13 protein-coding genes are annotated in these 14083 nt (G+C 68.2%); 5 read left to right on the forward strand and 8 right to left on the reverse strand.

The features are described 5' to 3' along the window. Nucleotides 1-49: 49 nt before the first annotated feature. From ACZ47F_RS01325 to ACZ47F_RS01335, 3 genes are read right to left on the reverse strand one after another with little or no spacing between them, the layout of a single operon-like run. On the reverse strand, nt 50-751 hold the full coding sequence (locus ACZ47F_RS01325) for a transposase (RefSeq protein WP_464925515.1): 702 nt from the start codon (nt 749-751) through the stop codon (nt 50-52). Between the two features lie 9 nt (nt 752-760). Then, complete coding sequence (locus ACZ47F_RS01330; RefSeq protein WP_464925516.1) at nt 761-1084, reverse strand: chaperone modulator CbpM; 324 nt, start codon at nt 1082-1084, stop codon at nt 761-763. An 11-nt stretch (nt 1085-1095) separates the two neighbouring features. Continuing rightward, nucleotides 1096-2040: a DnaJ C-terminal domain-containing protein gene (locus ACZ47F_RS01335; RefSeq protein ID WP_464925517.1), complete on the reverse strand. Its 945-nt coding sequence runs from the start codon at nt 2038-2040 to the stop codon at nt 1096-1098. Between the two features lie 268 nt (nt 2041-2308). Between ACZ47F_RS01335 and ACZ47F_RS01340 the strand changes: the two genes are divergently transcribed. Next, a complete protein-coding gene (locus ACZ47F_RS01340) occupies nt 2309-3769 on the forward strand; it encodes a DEAD/DEAH box helicase (RefSeq protein WP_464925518.1) in 1461 nt (486 codons plus the stop codon). Nucleotides 3770-3951: 182 nt separating this feature from the next. Here the strand turns inward: ACZ47F_RS01340 and ACZ47F_RS01345 are convergent, their stop codons facing one another. Continuing rightward, a complete protein-coding gene (locus tag ACZ47F_RS01345) occupies nt 3952-5868 on the reverse strand; it encodes a tetratricopeptide repeat protein (RefSeq protein WP_464925519.1) in 1917 nt (638 codons plus the stop codon). 326 nt (nt 5869-6194) lie between these two features. On the opposite strand from ACZ47F_RS01345, the gene ACZ47F_RS01350 reads away from it, so the two are divergent. The 4 genes from ACZ47F_RS01350 (at nt 6195) to ACZ47F_RS01365 (ending at nt 9743) form a co-directional block, all read left to right on the forward strand. Next, complete coding sequence (locus ACZ47F_RS01350) at nt 6195-6860, forward strand: enoyl-CoA hydratase-related protein (protein WP_464925520.1); 666 nt, start codon at nt 6195-6197, stop codon at nt 6858-6860. Nucleotides 6861-6862: 2 nt separating this feature from the next. Then, entirely contained in the window at nt 6863-8065 is a 1203-nt protein-coding gene (locus tag ACZ47F_RS01355; RefSeq protein WP_464925521.1) for an acyl-CoA dehydrogenase family protein, read from the forward strand. A gap of 115 nt (nt 8066-8180) precedes the next feature. Further along, nucleotides 8181-8873 carry a glutathione S-transferase N-terminal domain-containing protein gene (locus tag ACZ47F_RS01360; RefSeq protein ID WP_464925522.1) on the forward strand — a complete coding sequence of 231 codons (693 nt, stop codon included), beginning with the start codon at nt 8181-8183 and terminating at the stop codon, nt 8871-8873. A 12-nt stretch (nt 8874-8885) separates the two neighbouring features. Then, the gene (locus ACZ47F_RS01365) at nt 8886-9743 is read left to right on the forward strand and encodes a fumarylacetoacetate hydrolase family protein (protein WP_464925523.1); all 858 of its coding nucleotides are present in this window, start codon (nt 8886-8888) and stop codon (nt 9741-9743) included. 150 nt (nt 9744-9893) lie between these two features. Here the strand turns inward: ACZ47F_RS01365 and ACZ47F_RS01370 are convergent, their stop codons facing one another. The 4 genes from ACZ47F_RS01370 to ACZ47F_RS01385 form a co-directional block, all read right to left on the reverse strand. Next, the gene (locus ACZ47F_RS01370; protein ID WP_464925524.1) at nt 9894-10460 is read right to left on the reverse strand and encodes a response regulator transcription factor; all 567 of its coding nucleotides are present in this window, start codon (nt 10458-10460) and stop codon (nt 9894-9896) included. Next, a complete protein-coding gene (locus ACZ47F_RS01375) occupies nt 10420-11754 on the reverse strand; it encodes an ATP-binding protein (protein WP_464925525.1) in 1335 nt (444 codons plus the stop codon). The genes ACZ47F_RS01370 and ACZ47F_RS01375 overlap by 41 nt, the downstream gene beginning before the upstream one ends. 98 nt (nt 11755-11852) lie before the next feature. Continuing rightward, the gene (locus tag ACZ47F_RS01380; protein WP_464925526.1) at nt 11853-12833 is read right to left on the reverse strand and encodes a quinone oxidoreductase family protein; all 981 of its coding nucleotides are present in this window, start codon (nt 12831-12833) and stop codon (nt 11853-11855) included. After that, nucleotides 12830-14059 carry an MFS transporter gene (locus tag ACZ47F_RS01385; RefSeq protein ID WP_464925527.1) on the reverse strand — a complete coding sequence of 410 codons (1230 nt, stop codon included), beginning with the start codon at nt 14057-14059 and terminating at the stop codon, nt 12830-12832. Before ACZ47F_RS01385 ends, ACZ47F_RS01380 begins: the two co-directional genes overlap by 4 nt. Between the last annotated feature and the right edge of the window lie 24 nt (nt 14060-14083).

The raw sequence follows: 14083 nt of genomic DNA on the forward strand, positions 1-14083 counted from the left end.
ATGGGCAATGGGCGTGACCTCTGTTTTTTGGGGACAGATTACTTCGACGTCAGGCAGCACTTGTGCGAGGCCGCCCGCGCGGGGCCGGTAACACGCGCCGACCGCTGCCGGCCTCGATCTGCCGCAAAAACGCGACGTCACCCACCGCCGTGCCGCTGCGCAACGCGCGCTCCAGCGCCGACTCGGTGGCGTCGTCCAACCCCTGCTGCAGCCGCTCGCGGTAGGCGGCCTCGCGCTCGAAAGGCGTGTTGCCCAGCGCCCAATAGACCGCGGGGAGCGACAGCGGCGGCGCCACCTGCCCGGCCTGGGTTTCGCCGCAATGCGCGGCATGGCTGCTCCAGCGCCAATCCACCGCTGCCAGACCGTCGGCGTGCTCGGCGGCACGGTCAATCCAGACCATCGCCGCCAGCTCCCATTGCCCCGGCTGCACCACCGCACTGCGAAAGCGCCCGGCCCACACAGGGGCTGGATCAGGGTCCGCGCGGCCCAGTGCCCTGCTGGTGCGCCGGGCCAACCCCTGCACGAAGGTGGAGAGCTGCGCCGCCGACTGCGGTGTCAGCAGCAGCCGGACCGCCTGCGGCAGCACCGTGTAGGCGTGCAGCCGCAGCGCACCCGCCTGCAGGCCCTCGCGCATCCAGCGCACGAACTGGTCGCGCTGCGCGGCGTCGGCCAGCGGCTGGGCATCCGGTGCGGACTGCAGCTGCACCAGGTGCGCATGCCCGGGGCTGCACAGGCGAGGTTGTCGCGCCATCTGCGCGTTTCAGCGCGACGCGCCGCGACGCAGGGCATCGATCTGATCGAGCAGGTCGAGCACCAGTGCAGTGGCCGCAGCGTTGAGTTCAAAGTCGCGCTGCAGCCGCACGGCACGCCGCGCACGGGTCAGCGCCTCGCCGCTGAAGCGCCACTGCGCCAGAGGCACGGCAGGTGGCAGCGCGGGCAGCGGGTCGATCACGCCCTCTTCCACCAGATGCATGATCTGCGTGCGCTCCACCCGGCAGACCGCACAGAGATCGTCCAGGCTGATGTCGACCTGTTCTTCCACGACAATGCCGCACAGCGGCGCGGAGGTGTCGGTTGTGCTCATGCCTTGGCTCCTTACTTGAGGTGGGCGCGCGGGTTGAACCCGGGAAATTCGCTGCGAAAGCGCTGGTAGGCCGCCCGTGCCGCGTCGGTGTCGGCTGGCGGCAGGACGATTTGCGTCACCACGTACAGATCGCCCGGCGTGGCCCCGGGAATACCGCGGCCCTTGAGCCGCAGGCGACGGCCCGAAGCGCTGCCGGGGGGAATTTTCAGCTCGACCATGCCGTCGGGCGTGGGCGCCTGCACCTCGGCGCCCAGTGCCGCCTCCCAAGGCGCCAGCGGCAGATCGACGAACACGTCGCGCCCCTCGACACGGTAGATGCTGTGCGGATTGAACGCGACCTCCAGATATAGATCGCCCGCACCGCCTTCGCCCAGCCCCGGCGCGCCCTGACCGGCCAGACGGATGTGCTGCCCGGCGCGCACGCCTCTCGGAATCTGTACGCGCAGCGTGCGTTCGCGCGTGACCACATGGCCCTGCGCGTCAATCTCGGGCACGCGCAGGGTGAGGGTGCGGGTGGCACCGCGGTAGGCGTCTTCCAGGTCGATCAGGATCTGGGCGTGATGATCCTGACCGCGCATGTGCACGCCGTGGCCGCCTGCGCTGCTGCGCCGCGCCGAGCTGCGGCGACCAAACAGCGCCTCGAAAAAGTCGCTGAAATCGGCTTCGTCGCCGGGCGTGCCACCGCGTTGCTCGAAGCCTGCGCCCCAGCCCGGCGGCGGCTGGAAGTCCTGACCGGCGCGCCAGTTGCTGCCGAGCTGGTCGTAGGCGGCACGCTTTTCCGGATCCTTGAGCACCTCGTAAGCTTCGCCAAGCTCCTTGAACTTGGCTTCGGCTCCGGGCTCCTTGTTGACATCCGGGTGGTACTTGCGGGCGAGCTTGCGGTAGGCGCGCTTGATGTCGTCCTGCGTGGCGTTGCGGTCCACGCCCATTACCTTGTAGTAGTCCTTGTAGTCCATCATGCGTTCCTGTGCGGATTCAACCGTGTCATCAGATAAGGGCACAAACCCATTTTGCAAAATGGCAGGCAGCAATTTTCTGCTGCAGTGCCCGCGCGCCATGGGCCTAGAATACACAGGGCTTTGAATCCGCTGTGGCAGGTTGCGCGCCTGCAAGTGTCAGGCGGAACGCTGGGCGGGATCGGCACTCGGCCAGGGCCCAGGCCGGACTGCCGGGATGCCTGGTCGCCTCGAATCTTTCACCGCCGCCATCACACACTCCGCACGGATGAACACCACAATCCCGACCGACGACACCCGCCTGCCCGAACGTTTTTCCGACCTGGCACTCGACCCGCGCCTGCTGCGCGCCGTGGCCGAAATGGGCTACGAGACGCTCACGCCGATCCAGGCCAGGGCGATTCCGCTGCTGCTGGGTGGTCGGGACATCATGGGCGCAGCACAGACCGGCACCGGTAAGACCGCCGCATTCTCTTTGCCTATCCTGCAGCAATTGCTGCCTCTGGCCAACACCAGCATGTCGCCGGCACGGCACCCGGTGCGTGCGCTGATGCTCGCGCCCACGCGCGAGCTGGCCGACCAGGTCTACACCAACCTCAAGGCCTATGCCAAGTACACCCCGCTGCGCTGCGCCTGCGTGTTCGGCGGCATGGACATGAACCCGCAGAAGGAGGAACTGCGCAAGGGGGTGGAGCTGCTGGTGGCCACGCCTGGGCGGTTGCTCGACCACCTCGAGGCCAAGACAGTGAATCTGTCACAGGTGCAGTTCGTCGTGCTCGACGAAGCCGATCGCATGCTCGACATCGGCTTCCTGCCCGATCTGCAGCGCATCCTCGGCTACCTGCCGTCGCAGCGCACCACCTTGCTGTTCTCGGCCACGTTTTCACCGGAAATCAAGCGCTTGGCGCAGAGCTATCTGCAAAACCCCCTGCTGGTCGAGGTGGCGCGGCCAAATGCCACTGCGAGCAATGTCGAGCAGCGCGTCTACCAGGTGGACGAGGACGACAAACGCGCGGCACTGGTGCAGCTACTGCGCGACAACCCGCTGCCGCAGGTGATCGTATTCGTCAACAGCCGCCTGGGTGCCGGTCGGCTAGCGCGGGCGCTAGAGCGCGACGGCATCAAGGCCGCGGCGATGCACGGCGACAAGTCTCAGGCCGAGCGGCTGACCACGCTCGATGCCTTCAAGCGGGGCGAAATCCAGGCGCTGGTCGCCACCGACGTGGCCGCGCGCGGCCTGGACATCGCCGAGCTGCCCGGGGTCATCAACTTCGATGTACCGTTCAGCGCGGAGGACTATGTCCACCGCATCGGCCGCACAGGGCGCGCCGGCGCCTCGGGCCTGGCCATCACCCTGGCCACGCCGCGCGATGCCAAGGCGCTGGCCGACATCGAAAAGCTGATCAAGCGCCAGTTCGACCGGCTCGCGCTGCAACTGCAGCCCAGCGCACGCCCCCGCCGTGCCGCCGACGCTGCGCACGACGCACACGCGCCGCGCTTGACGCCCTTGCGCAACCCTCCGGCAGCTTCGGGCAGCACCGCCCGGCCTACGCGGCCATCGCACCACGACCCGTGGTTCGACAAGCCGTACGAGGCCGATCCGAACGCGCAACCGGCGTGGGAGCCGGCACCGTCTAGCCCCTCCGTTCAGGGCCAGCGAGCGATCTCACCCAGCATCCGCCCGCGACGCAAAATCGCCGCACTGCTGGGCGGACACGGCACGAAGTAAGGGCTGCAAAACGCCCAAGGCAACACTGAGTCAGTCCATTTGATACTGCGCGCCAGGCTGCGGGATGAGATGCAAGGCGCGCACGGCAGCCAAAGCCACAGCGAGGGCGAGCGGGGGCTGCGCCGCAGACCGCCCGCAGGCCAGCTGCGCGGCGCGCACGGAACTTTTATTCAGTGTTACCCCTATTTCATCTCGTCCTGCGGCGGCTGCAGGCGAAACTCCGAGGTCGACGCTCCTGAGGCCGCTTGCACGGACTCGGTGACCAACGGCAACTCGAAATCGAGGTCCGGCGCGGCAGACGCCAGCCGGGTCTCGAGCTCGACATGCTCGGCCGGCACGGCATCCGGGAACAGATCGCGCGCCACGGCGTAGAGCATCAGCAGATCGCGGTAGGCGGGCAGGTCAAAACCCATGCGGTGACGATTCGGGTCGTCGAGCAGCATGTGTTCGATCACGGAAACGCTCTGCGGCTTGCCCCACGCCAGGGTAATGAGTTTCATTGCGCGGTCGTAATCCATCAGATTGCGGCCCTGCCCAGATGCCGTCGCAGCCTCGTCCCATGACGGCACGGCCACGTTGAAGCGCCGCCCGAAGCGCTGATACAGCGCCTCGAATTCCTGTTTGCGTCCGTGCTTGCGGTACAGATCGAACAGCAGCAAGTAAGGCAGGGCATAGTGGCTGCTCGCGCTGTCGTCGAGCGATTTTTCGAGCAGGTCGATCGCCCGTTCGTCATCCCCGGTCTCGATGAAATATTCGGCCAATTGACTGGCGTCCATCAGTTCGTCGACCTGCACCTGCTTGCTCAGGGTTGCCGGCTGCAGAAAACGCGAATCCCAGCCGAAGCCCGAATGGCCCCAGGTGCTCGGCGGCGGGGGCGCGTCGATTTCTGGCTGCAGCGGACGACCATCCACCAGAGGCGGCAGACCAAAGGGCATGACCGGAGGATGGATGGTGCTGGCCTGCACCGAGGAGGCGGCCGACACGGTGGGAGTGGCTGCAGCAAACGGCATCTGGACGGGAGATTCCGCCGACGTCGCCGCAGTGCGAGGTGCGGCAAAGGGGCTGTCGGCCGGATCTGGATCGGCACCCCGTCGCCACAACCAGAAACTCAACACGCCCAGCGCCAGCAGGGCAGCGAGCAGACCGTACACGACGCTGGCGGAATAACTCTGCGCACGCACCCTCGCCAACTCGCGCTGCGCCTGCTGTGCCTGCTGCGCCGCCTGTTCGAACTGGCGCTGCAGCACATTGGCACGGGCCTGTAGCGCGGCGATCTGCTGCAGCGTGGGCTGAGCCTGGCCCGGAGCCGCGATGGCGTCGAAGATGAGCTGCCGCAGCTGGTTGAACTGCGCCCGCTGTTGCTGGCTGATGTTGGGCAAGGTCGCCGGCAGCGCCAGAGCGAGGCGCAGCTCCGGCCGCGCCATGATCTCGGACAGCCCCGACTGGTCCATTTCCAGGCGGCTTTGAGCTGGCGGGGGATGCGAAGTGACACGCGACGGACGCGGCGCCGGTTGCGCCGCAAGAGGCTGCAGGGACTTGACACGGGCCTGCCGCACGGCCGGAGATCTGCCACTGTGCTGCGGCACGAGCGGCACCGCGCCCGCTGCAGCCTGCGCCGCCGCAGACGCGCCCGCCTGCGGCGCAGGCTGTGTCGGCAAAAGCGCAGACTGCGCGGGCGCGGCAGGCGCTGCGGCCACCGCGCTGCCTGCGATCATCGGCATTTCCGGCGCCGGAGGATCGACAAGCAGGGTGTAGACCTGGGTGCGCTGGAATTGGCAGGCCAGATGCAGCCGCACCGTGACGATGGGCTCGCGCAGCGGCTGGAGGCTGCGCAGGTTCAGCGTCAGGCCATGATTGCTAGGGCTGGAGGTGATTGCCAGGCCGCCGACGTTGCCGCCCGACTCTCCTGCTTGCGCCTGTGCCTGCACGCAAGCCATCGGCAGGCTTTCCTGGCCATCGAGCCGCACGGGAATGTCCATGCGCAACGGCAGGCCCAGCTCCGCCCGCGTCTGCGGCGCGCCAATCATCAGCGCCAGCGCTGGCGCAGTCAGCAGCGCCCACAGCGCGCAGCCCAGCAGCCCCAGATGCAGCCGGGACAATACCCAGTTGCCACGTCCGTCAGGCGCAGAAATGGAGCGAAAGGCAACAGGCATTGCAGCAAGAAGACAACGGCTCGTCCGAGGTGGAAAAAGAATGGAAAGGCAATGTATCACGCGGTTTTCGACCGGATGAAGCACAGGCTGCGACCAAGAGAAAGCTTGTGAAAAATTTCACAGTCATCCGATTCTGTGTCGGATTGTCGCCACAGTCCCCGAAAACGCGCGGCGCGCTGCCTATGATGCGCGCATCCTCTGACCGCTACCGCCGGGCCGATCCGCACTGACCGCCCGCACACTGCGTTGCCAACGCTCGAGAGCCGAACCGCATGACCGCCGAACTTCGCGCCGAACGCCAAGGCGACTGCCTCGTGCTGCGCCTGGACCATGCCCAGACGCGCCACACCCTGACCGCTGCACTGTGCGCCGCGGTATTCGAGGCGCTGACCACGGCCGAACGCGATCGCGACATCCACGCCGTTGTGCTCACCGGCACCCCGCACCACTTCTGTAGCGGCCTGCAAGACCGCACCGCACTCGAACCGCTGCACGACTGCATCCTGGCGCTGCGCGACTGCGCGCCGCTGGTGATCGGCGCCGTGGAGGGCCAGGCGCACGGCGCCGGCGCGGCGCTGGCACTGGCCTGCGACCTGCTCGTCGCCGCGGACGACGCCCGACTGCAGCTGACCGACCCGGCGCTGCCCGAGGTCGATGTCGGCGGCGCGCAGTGGCTGGCCGCACAGCTGCTGCCGCGCACTGCCTGCAATGAGGCGACATTGCCTGGCCTCGGTCTGGACGCGATGCGGCTGCACCAGCTTGGCGTGGTCAGCCGCGTGTGCGCGCCGGGCGCCAGTCTGCAGACGGCGCTGCAACGCATCGAAGCCATTGCCGCCACTGCCGGCCGGCCGCGCAAAGCATTGCCCGGCCCCTGCCGGCAAGAGAGCGAGCTGCACCAGCACCTGAACCGCCAGCTGCGGCGCGGTGCAACCGATTGAGCATGGAAGCTGCACCCTCGCCCCGCATCAGCACCCTGCAGACCCGGCTGCACCGCTTCATGCAGACCGTGTTGTTGCCGCAGGAATCCAGTTTGAACGCCGCGCTGCGCAACACGGCGGCGACGCCGGGGCAAGGCGTGCAAGATCTGCTGGCACCGCTGCGGCAAAAGGCGCAGCTTGCCGGACTGTGGAATCTGTTTCTGCCGACCTCCACCCGCACCACGCAGGGGCTGAGCCATTGGGAATACGCGCCGATGATCGAGGCCATGGGGCGCATCGTCTGGGCAGCCGAGGTGTTCAACAGTGCCCAGCCCGATGCCGGCAACATGCAACTTCTCGATAGCTATGCCAGCGAGCCGTTGAAGGACGTCTGGCTCGACCCGCTGCTGCGCGCGCAGACCCGCAGCGCCTGGGCCGCCGCCGAGCCCGATGCCGACCTGCATCACCCCGATTCGTTGCAGACCCAGGCCCGCCGTGACGGCGAGCACTGGGTGCTCAGCGGCCGCAAGACCTGGGTGCAGGGCATGCTCGATCCGCGCACCGCGTGTGTGCTGGTGCTTTGCCGCACAGAGACCAAGGTGCCCCTGCACCAGCAGTTCAGCGTGCTGCTGGTGGCGCGCAGCAGCGACGGCGTGCACATCGGACGTCAGTTGCACGGCTGGGCCGCGGGATCCTCCGCCCTGACCGAAGTCGTGTTCGATGCGGTTCGCGTGCCTGCGCAGCACCTGCTTGGCCAGCCCGGGCAGGGGCTGGAGATACTGCAGGCGCGCCAGCGTATCGTCGGCCTGCATGAGGCGCTGTGGTGTCTGGGCGCGGCCGAGCGCGCGCTGGAGCTCATGGTGGCACGGCTGCAGACCCGGCGCAATGGCGACCGGTTCGCGGTGCACCATCCTGCATGGCAGCAGCGCATCGCGCATGCCCGCATCGGGCTGGACACCACCCGGATGCTCGCGCGGCGCACCGCCTGGCAGCTCGATCAGAACGACGGTGATCTACCGCCGCAGGAACTTGCGATGCTGCAAAGCCTGGCGCTGCCGCTGGCGCAGCAGGTGGTGCAGTGGAGCGTGCTGGCCCACCAGGCCGATGCGCTAGGTGACGACCTGCCGCTGGCCGCGCTGTCGGCACAGCTGCGGCTGCTGCAGCAGCTCGCGCCGCCGGTTGAAGCGCTGCACGCGCAGATCGTGCAGGGCGAGTTGTTGCGCTGACTGCTGCGCTGATCGCTGCGCAGGGCCGGTCGCTGCAAGCCCGCTGTGAACGTCGCACAATGTGACGGCGTTTTGCATCTTCCCATTCACACCGACGCGTCAGCGGCCTGCCGCCATGATCGACCTCTACTCCTGGGCCACACCCAACGGCCACAAGGTGCACATCCTGCTCGAAGAGCTCGGCCTGCCCTACCGCGTACATGCGGTCGACATCGGCCGTGGTGCGCAGTTCTCGCCCGAGTTTCTGGCGATCAGCCCGAACAACAAGATTCCCGCCCTGGTCGACTCCGACGGCCAGGACGACGCGCCGATCAGTGTGTTCGAGTCGGGCGCGATCTTGATCTATCTGGCCGAAAAGACCGGGCGCTTTCTGCCCGCTGCGCCGCGCCCGCGCATCTCGACCCTCGAGTGGCTGATGTGGCAGATGAGCAGCATCGGCCCGATGCTGGGGCGGGCGCATCACTTTCGCCAGTACGCCCCGGAAAAAATCCCCTACGCCATCGAGCGCTACACCAACGAGGCACGCCGGCTCTACGGCGTGCTCGACAAGCGCCTGGCCTCGAACGCCTATCTGGCGGGCCACGACTATTCCATCGCCGACATCGCCACCTTCCCGTGGTGCCGCAGCGCGGCCAAACAGGGCATCGACTGGGCCGAGTTCCCGCACGCCAAACGCTGGTTCGACGCCATCGCCGCGCGGCCTGCGGTGCAGCGCGGCCTGCAGGTGCTCGCCGACCAGCGCCCCGCGCAGATGGACGCCACCGCGCGTGAGCACCTGTTTGGCAAGACCCAATACCAGCGACGCTGAAGCAGTGCCGAAATGAAATTCGTGCGCTATGGCCGCAAGGGCCGCGAACAACCCGGGCTGATCGACCCGCAGGGCCGGCTGCGCAGCCTCACCGGCGTGGTGGGCGACATCGACGTCGGCGTGTTCGGCCCGGCAGGTCAGCGCGCGCTGCGCCGTCTGGACATCGACATCCTGCCGCTAGTGCGCGGCAGGCCGCGTCTGGGCGTGCCACTGGTGGGCATCGGCAAGTTCATCGGCATCGGTCTGAACTACCGCGACCATGCCAGCGAGACGCATATGGCGATCCCGATCTCGCCGATCGTGTTCAACAAATGGATCACCTGCATCAGCGGCCCGAACGACCCGGTGCTGCGTCCACCCGGAGCGACCAAGCTCGACTGGGAGGTCGAACTCGGCGTGGTCATCGGCCGGCCGACGCGCTTCGTGCGCAAGGCCGATGCGCTCAAGTCGGTGGCCGGCTATTGCCTGGTCAACGACGTCTCTGAGCGCGCCTACCAGCTCGAACAGGGCAGCCAGTGGAACCTGGGCAAGGGCTGCGACACCTTCGGCCCGGTCGGCCCGTGGCTGGTCAGCACCGATGAGATCGCCGACCCGCAGAACATCGACCTGTGGCTGGAGGTCAACGGCGAGCGCATGCAACAGGGCAATACCCGCGACATGATTTTCGGCGTCGCCGAGCTGGTGGCGTTTCTCAGCCGTTACATGACCCTGTTGCCGGGCGACCTGATCGCCACCGGCACTCCGCCCGGCGTGGGCATGGGCCGCAAGCCGCCACGCTATCTGCAGCCGGGCGATGTGGTCACGCTGGGCAGCCCGCAGCTTGGGGTGCAGCGCCAGCGCATCCGCAGCGCGGCGCAGCAACCGGAGTGATCGCGCAAAACGCGGCCCTCGGCCCGAGGCGCGCACACCAAGTCCACAGATCGCCCTCCCCAACCCTTCCGGCAAGCGGGGAGGCCACGTCTGAACCACGCGCGCGGCGCCGCTGCCTCCCCCACCGTGTGGGGGAAGTTGGAAGGGGGTTCAACCATCCCTGCCGCCGCCCGCCGGCGCCTCGCGCACCGGATGCTTGAGCAGCTTGCGCTGCAGGGTGCGGCGGTGCATCTGCAGCGCGCGGGCGGTAGCGGAAATATTGCCGCCATGCTCGGCCAGCACCTTCTGGATGTATTCCCACTCCAGCCGGTCCACCGGCAGTGGATTGGCCGACACCGGGCGGTCGGCCTCGGGGGCGTTCTGCTCCAGCGCGGCCAGAATGTCGCTGACCGTCGCCGGCTTGGGCAGATAGTTGGTCGCGCCGAGCTTGATCGCATCGACCGCCGTGGCGATACTTGCATATCCGGTGAGCAGCAGGATGCGGATGTCCGGATAGGCCGCGCGCAGCGGGGCGATCAGGGTCAGGCCGCTGTCGCCGGGCAGGCGCAGGTCGAGCACGGCGGCGTCGAACTCTGCCGTGCCGATCAACATGCGCGCGGCTGCAGCCGAGTCGGCATGCCACACCGTGATGCCGCGGCGTTCCATGGAATTGCGCGTGGCCGCAGCCAGCGCGGCGTCATCTTCGACCAGCAGGAGATTCATGGATGTCTCGTTCATGGGGAACCTCTAGACGCGGCCACTGCAGCGTGGCGCTGAGCCCGCCGCCGTCGCGCCGCGTGACGATGAGCGTGCCGCCCAGGCGCTCGATGCCGGCGCGCGCCAGCGCCAGCCCGAGGCCCCGCGCCTGCCCCTTGGTGCTGACAAAGTCGTAGCCGGCGCGCGCCAGACGGTCATCGGGCAGACCCGGGCCGCGGTCGAGCACGCTCACGCGCAGTTGCGCGGCAGTCCAGTCGGCCTCGACCTCGATCTGCTCGGGGCTGGCATCGGCTGCGTTGTTGAGCAGACTCACCAGCGCCGCGTTCAGTCCGGCGTCCACCCGCAACAGCGGCATCTGCCCCGAACCGCGCAACTGCAGCCGCGCCTGCGACTGCGGGCGCATCAGATGCCAGTGTTCGAGGGTCTGCGCCAGCCAGTGCTCCAGGGTTTCGACCTGGCCGCTGCGCTCGCGTGCCGCACCGGCCGCGGCGGTGATGTGGCCGAGCACGCCGCGAATCTGCGCCACCTGCGCCTGCATACGCTGCAGCACGGGGCCGAGCTCGTCGTCGCCGGTGTAGTCGGACTGCAGATCATCCACCGTCATCGCCAACGTGGCCACCGGGGTGGCGAGTTCGTGCGCCGCCGCCGCGGCCTGCATGCCCAGCGCGAACAGATGCTGGTCGCGCAGCGCGGCCTCGCGACTGCGGGCGAGCTCCACCTCGCGCTCGCGTAGGGCGGCTGCCAGCCGCGCGACCACGGCGGCCACCAGCAGGGCGGTGATCAGGAAGTTGCCCCACATGCCCAGCAGATGCGCGTCGAGCGCGCCGGTACTGACCCCGCACGCAGGCGTCTGCGGCACAGAAAAGAACGACACCAGCGAATACAGTCCGATGACCACCGCGGTCATCACCCAGCCGTACACCCACGGAAACGCCACCGCGCACAGGATCAGCGGCACGAGCAGCAGCGAAATGATGGGGTTGATCTCGCCACCGGTCCAGTACACCAGCAACGCGAGGATGAAAGCATCGGCCAGCAGATGTGCAAATCCGCCGCCCACCCCCAGCCCCCGCGCACTGCGGCTTTGCCACCACAACAGCAGCGCCAGCCCCGCCTGCAGCCCGATCAGCCCAAGCACGCGGTAGACCGGCCAGGTGATGTCCAGCGCCCGGTGCGCCCAGGGCATGATGGCCAGTTCGGCCAGCAGCAACACCACCCGCGCCGCCAGCAGGCGGTGCAGGGTGACTGCGGGCAGTAGCGCGGAACTGTCTGCCCCGCTCAGGGGCGGATGCGCAAGACGGGCGGAAAACGGCATGGCGGCACATTCTAGGAACCGGCCCACCCGTGCCGCCTCCGCATTGCCCCGCGCTGCGACAATCGGTCGCAGGGCAAAAAGGCAGCGGTCGCTGGACTTTACGGCAGCAGCACGGTCGAGCCGACGGTCTTGCGCGCCTCCAGGTCGCGGTGCGCCTGCGCGGCGTCGGACAGTGGATAGCGTTGCTGGATGTGGATGCGCACCTGGCCGCTGCGGATCAGCGCGAACAGGGCATCGGCCATCTGCTGCTTGACCGCCGGATCGGCCATGTGCGTGCCGAGCGTGGGGCGGGTGACATAGAGCGAGCCGGCCGCGGCCAGATCGGTGAGCTTGATCGGCGGCACCACCCCCGAGGCGTTGCCGAAGCTCACCATGAGTCCAAACGGCTGTAGGCAGGCGATCGAGCGCTCCCAGGTGTCGCGGCCGATGGAGTCGTAGACCACGGGCACACCGCGGCCGGAGGTGAGTTCCCTGACGCGGGCGACGAAGTCGTCGTGGGCATAGTCGATCGCGTGGGCATAGCCGTTTTCGAGCGCGAGCGCGCATTTTTCCGCCGAGCCTGCGGTGCCGATCAGCACCGCGCCGATCGCCCGCGCCATCTGGCCTGCAATCAGCCCCACGCCACCGGCAGCGGCATGCAATAGCGCCACGTCGCCGCGCTGCAGCGCCCGGGTACGGTGCAGCAGGTAATACGCGGTCAGTCCCTTGAGCATGCTGGCTGCGGCAACCTCGAACGCGATGTCGTCCGGCAGCTTGATCAGCGGCGCCACCGGCATGATGCGGCGCTGCGCATACGCGCCGGGCGCACCAGTGCAGTAGCCCACGCGGTCGCCCACGGCAAAGTCCTGCACCTCCGGGCCCACCGCCTCGATCACCCCGGCGGCCTCGCTGCCCAGACCGGCGGGCAGCGGCTGCGGATACAGGCCGGTGCGGTGGTAGACGTCGATGAAGTTCAGCCCGATGGCCTCGTGCCGCAGCAGCACCTGTCCCGGCCCAGGCGCGGGCAGTTCCAGCGTGCGCCACTGCAGCACCTCGGGGCCGCCGTGCTGGTCGAATCGGATCGCTTGGGTAGTCGTCATGTCGGAGTCTCCTGCAGAGGTTTTTCGTGCAGCCATAGCGCGAGCGCCGGCAGGCACAACAGCGCCAGCGCGGCGGCCAGGGTGAACAGCGCATCGGAGCCGATGGTCTGCCACAGCCAGCCCGCGCCGATGGCGGCAAGCAACTGCATCAGCCCGATGGTCAGGTGAAACAGGCCGAACGCGGTGCCGCGCAACGCAGGCGGCGCGGCGTCGGCCACGGCAGCTGAGAGTAGTCCTTGCGTGAGCCCCATGTGCAGGCCCCACAGCGCGACCCCAGCCCAAAACCCGGGCATACCCAGCGGCAGCACGCCGCCGAGCAACAACATAGCCAGCGCGAGCACCGAAAGCCCCAGGCCGAACAGACGCTTGCGTCCCCAGCGCGCAGCCAGCAGCCCCACTGGATAGGCCGACGCCGCATAGGCCAGCGACAACACTAGTGTGACCAACGCGATCCACACCACTGACACACCGATCTGATCGCCACGCAGCACCAAAAACGCCTCGGTCAGACGCGCCACGGTGAACAGCGCTGCCAGAACGACCACCTGCCAGAACGCCACTGGCAGCCGGCGCACCGCGCCCCAGTCCACCGCGCTGCGCCGCGTTGCGGCCGCGCTGCGCACTGGCGGCTGGCGCTGCGGCTCGTGCACGCCGAAGGCCAGGATCGCCACCGCGATCACCGCCGGAATCACCCCGAACCACAGCACCAGCCGCAGATTGTCGGCATACAGCGCGAGCAGGCCGATGGCCGCCAGCGGGCCGAGCACCGCGCCGACCGTGTCCAGACTCTGCCGCAGCCCGTAGGCGGCGTTGCGCAGCGCCAGCGGCGTGGCGTCGGCCACCAGCGCATCACGCGGTGCTCCGCGGATGCCCTTGCCAATGCGATCGATGAAGCGCGCGGCGATCACCTCGCCCGCGCCGCAAGCCAGCGGAAACAGCGGCTTGGTCAGCGCCGACAGGCCGTAGCCCGCCACCGCCAGCCACTTGCGCGAGCCGATGCGGTCCGACCACACGCCCGACACCACCTTGAGCATTGACGCCGTGGCCTCGGCAATGCCCTCGACCACGCCCACGCTGAGCACGCTCAGGCCCAATACCGTGGTCATGTACACCGGCAGCAGCGCGTGGATGAGTTCGGAGGACATGTCCATGAACAGGCTGACCAGGCCCAGCATCCACACGGTACGGGGAAGGCGGCGCGTAGCCGGGGCGGTGGCAATGGGCATGTGCGGCATCGATGTTCTGTTGAC

Source organism: Thiomonas islandica (genome assembly GCF_055383445.1).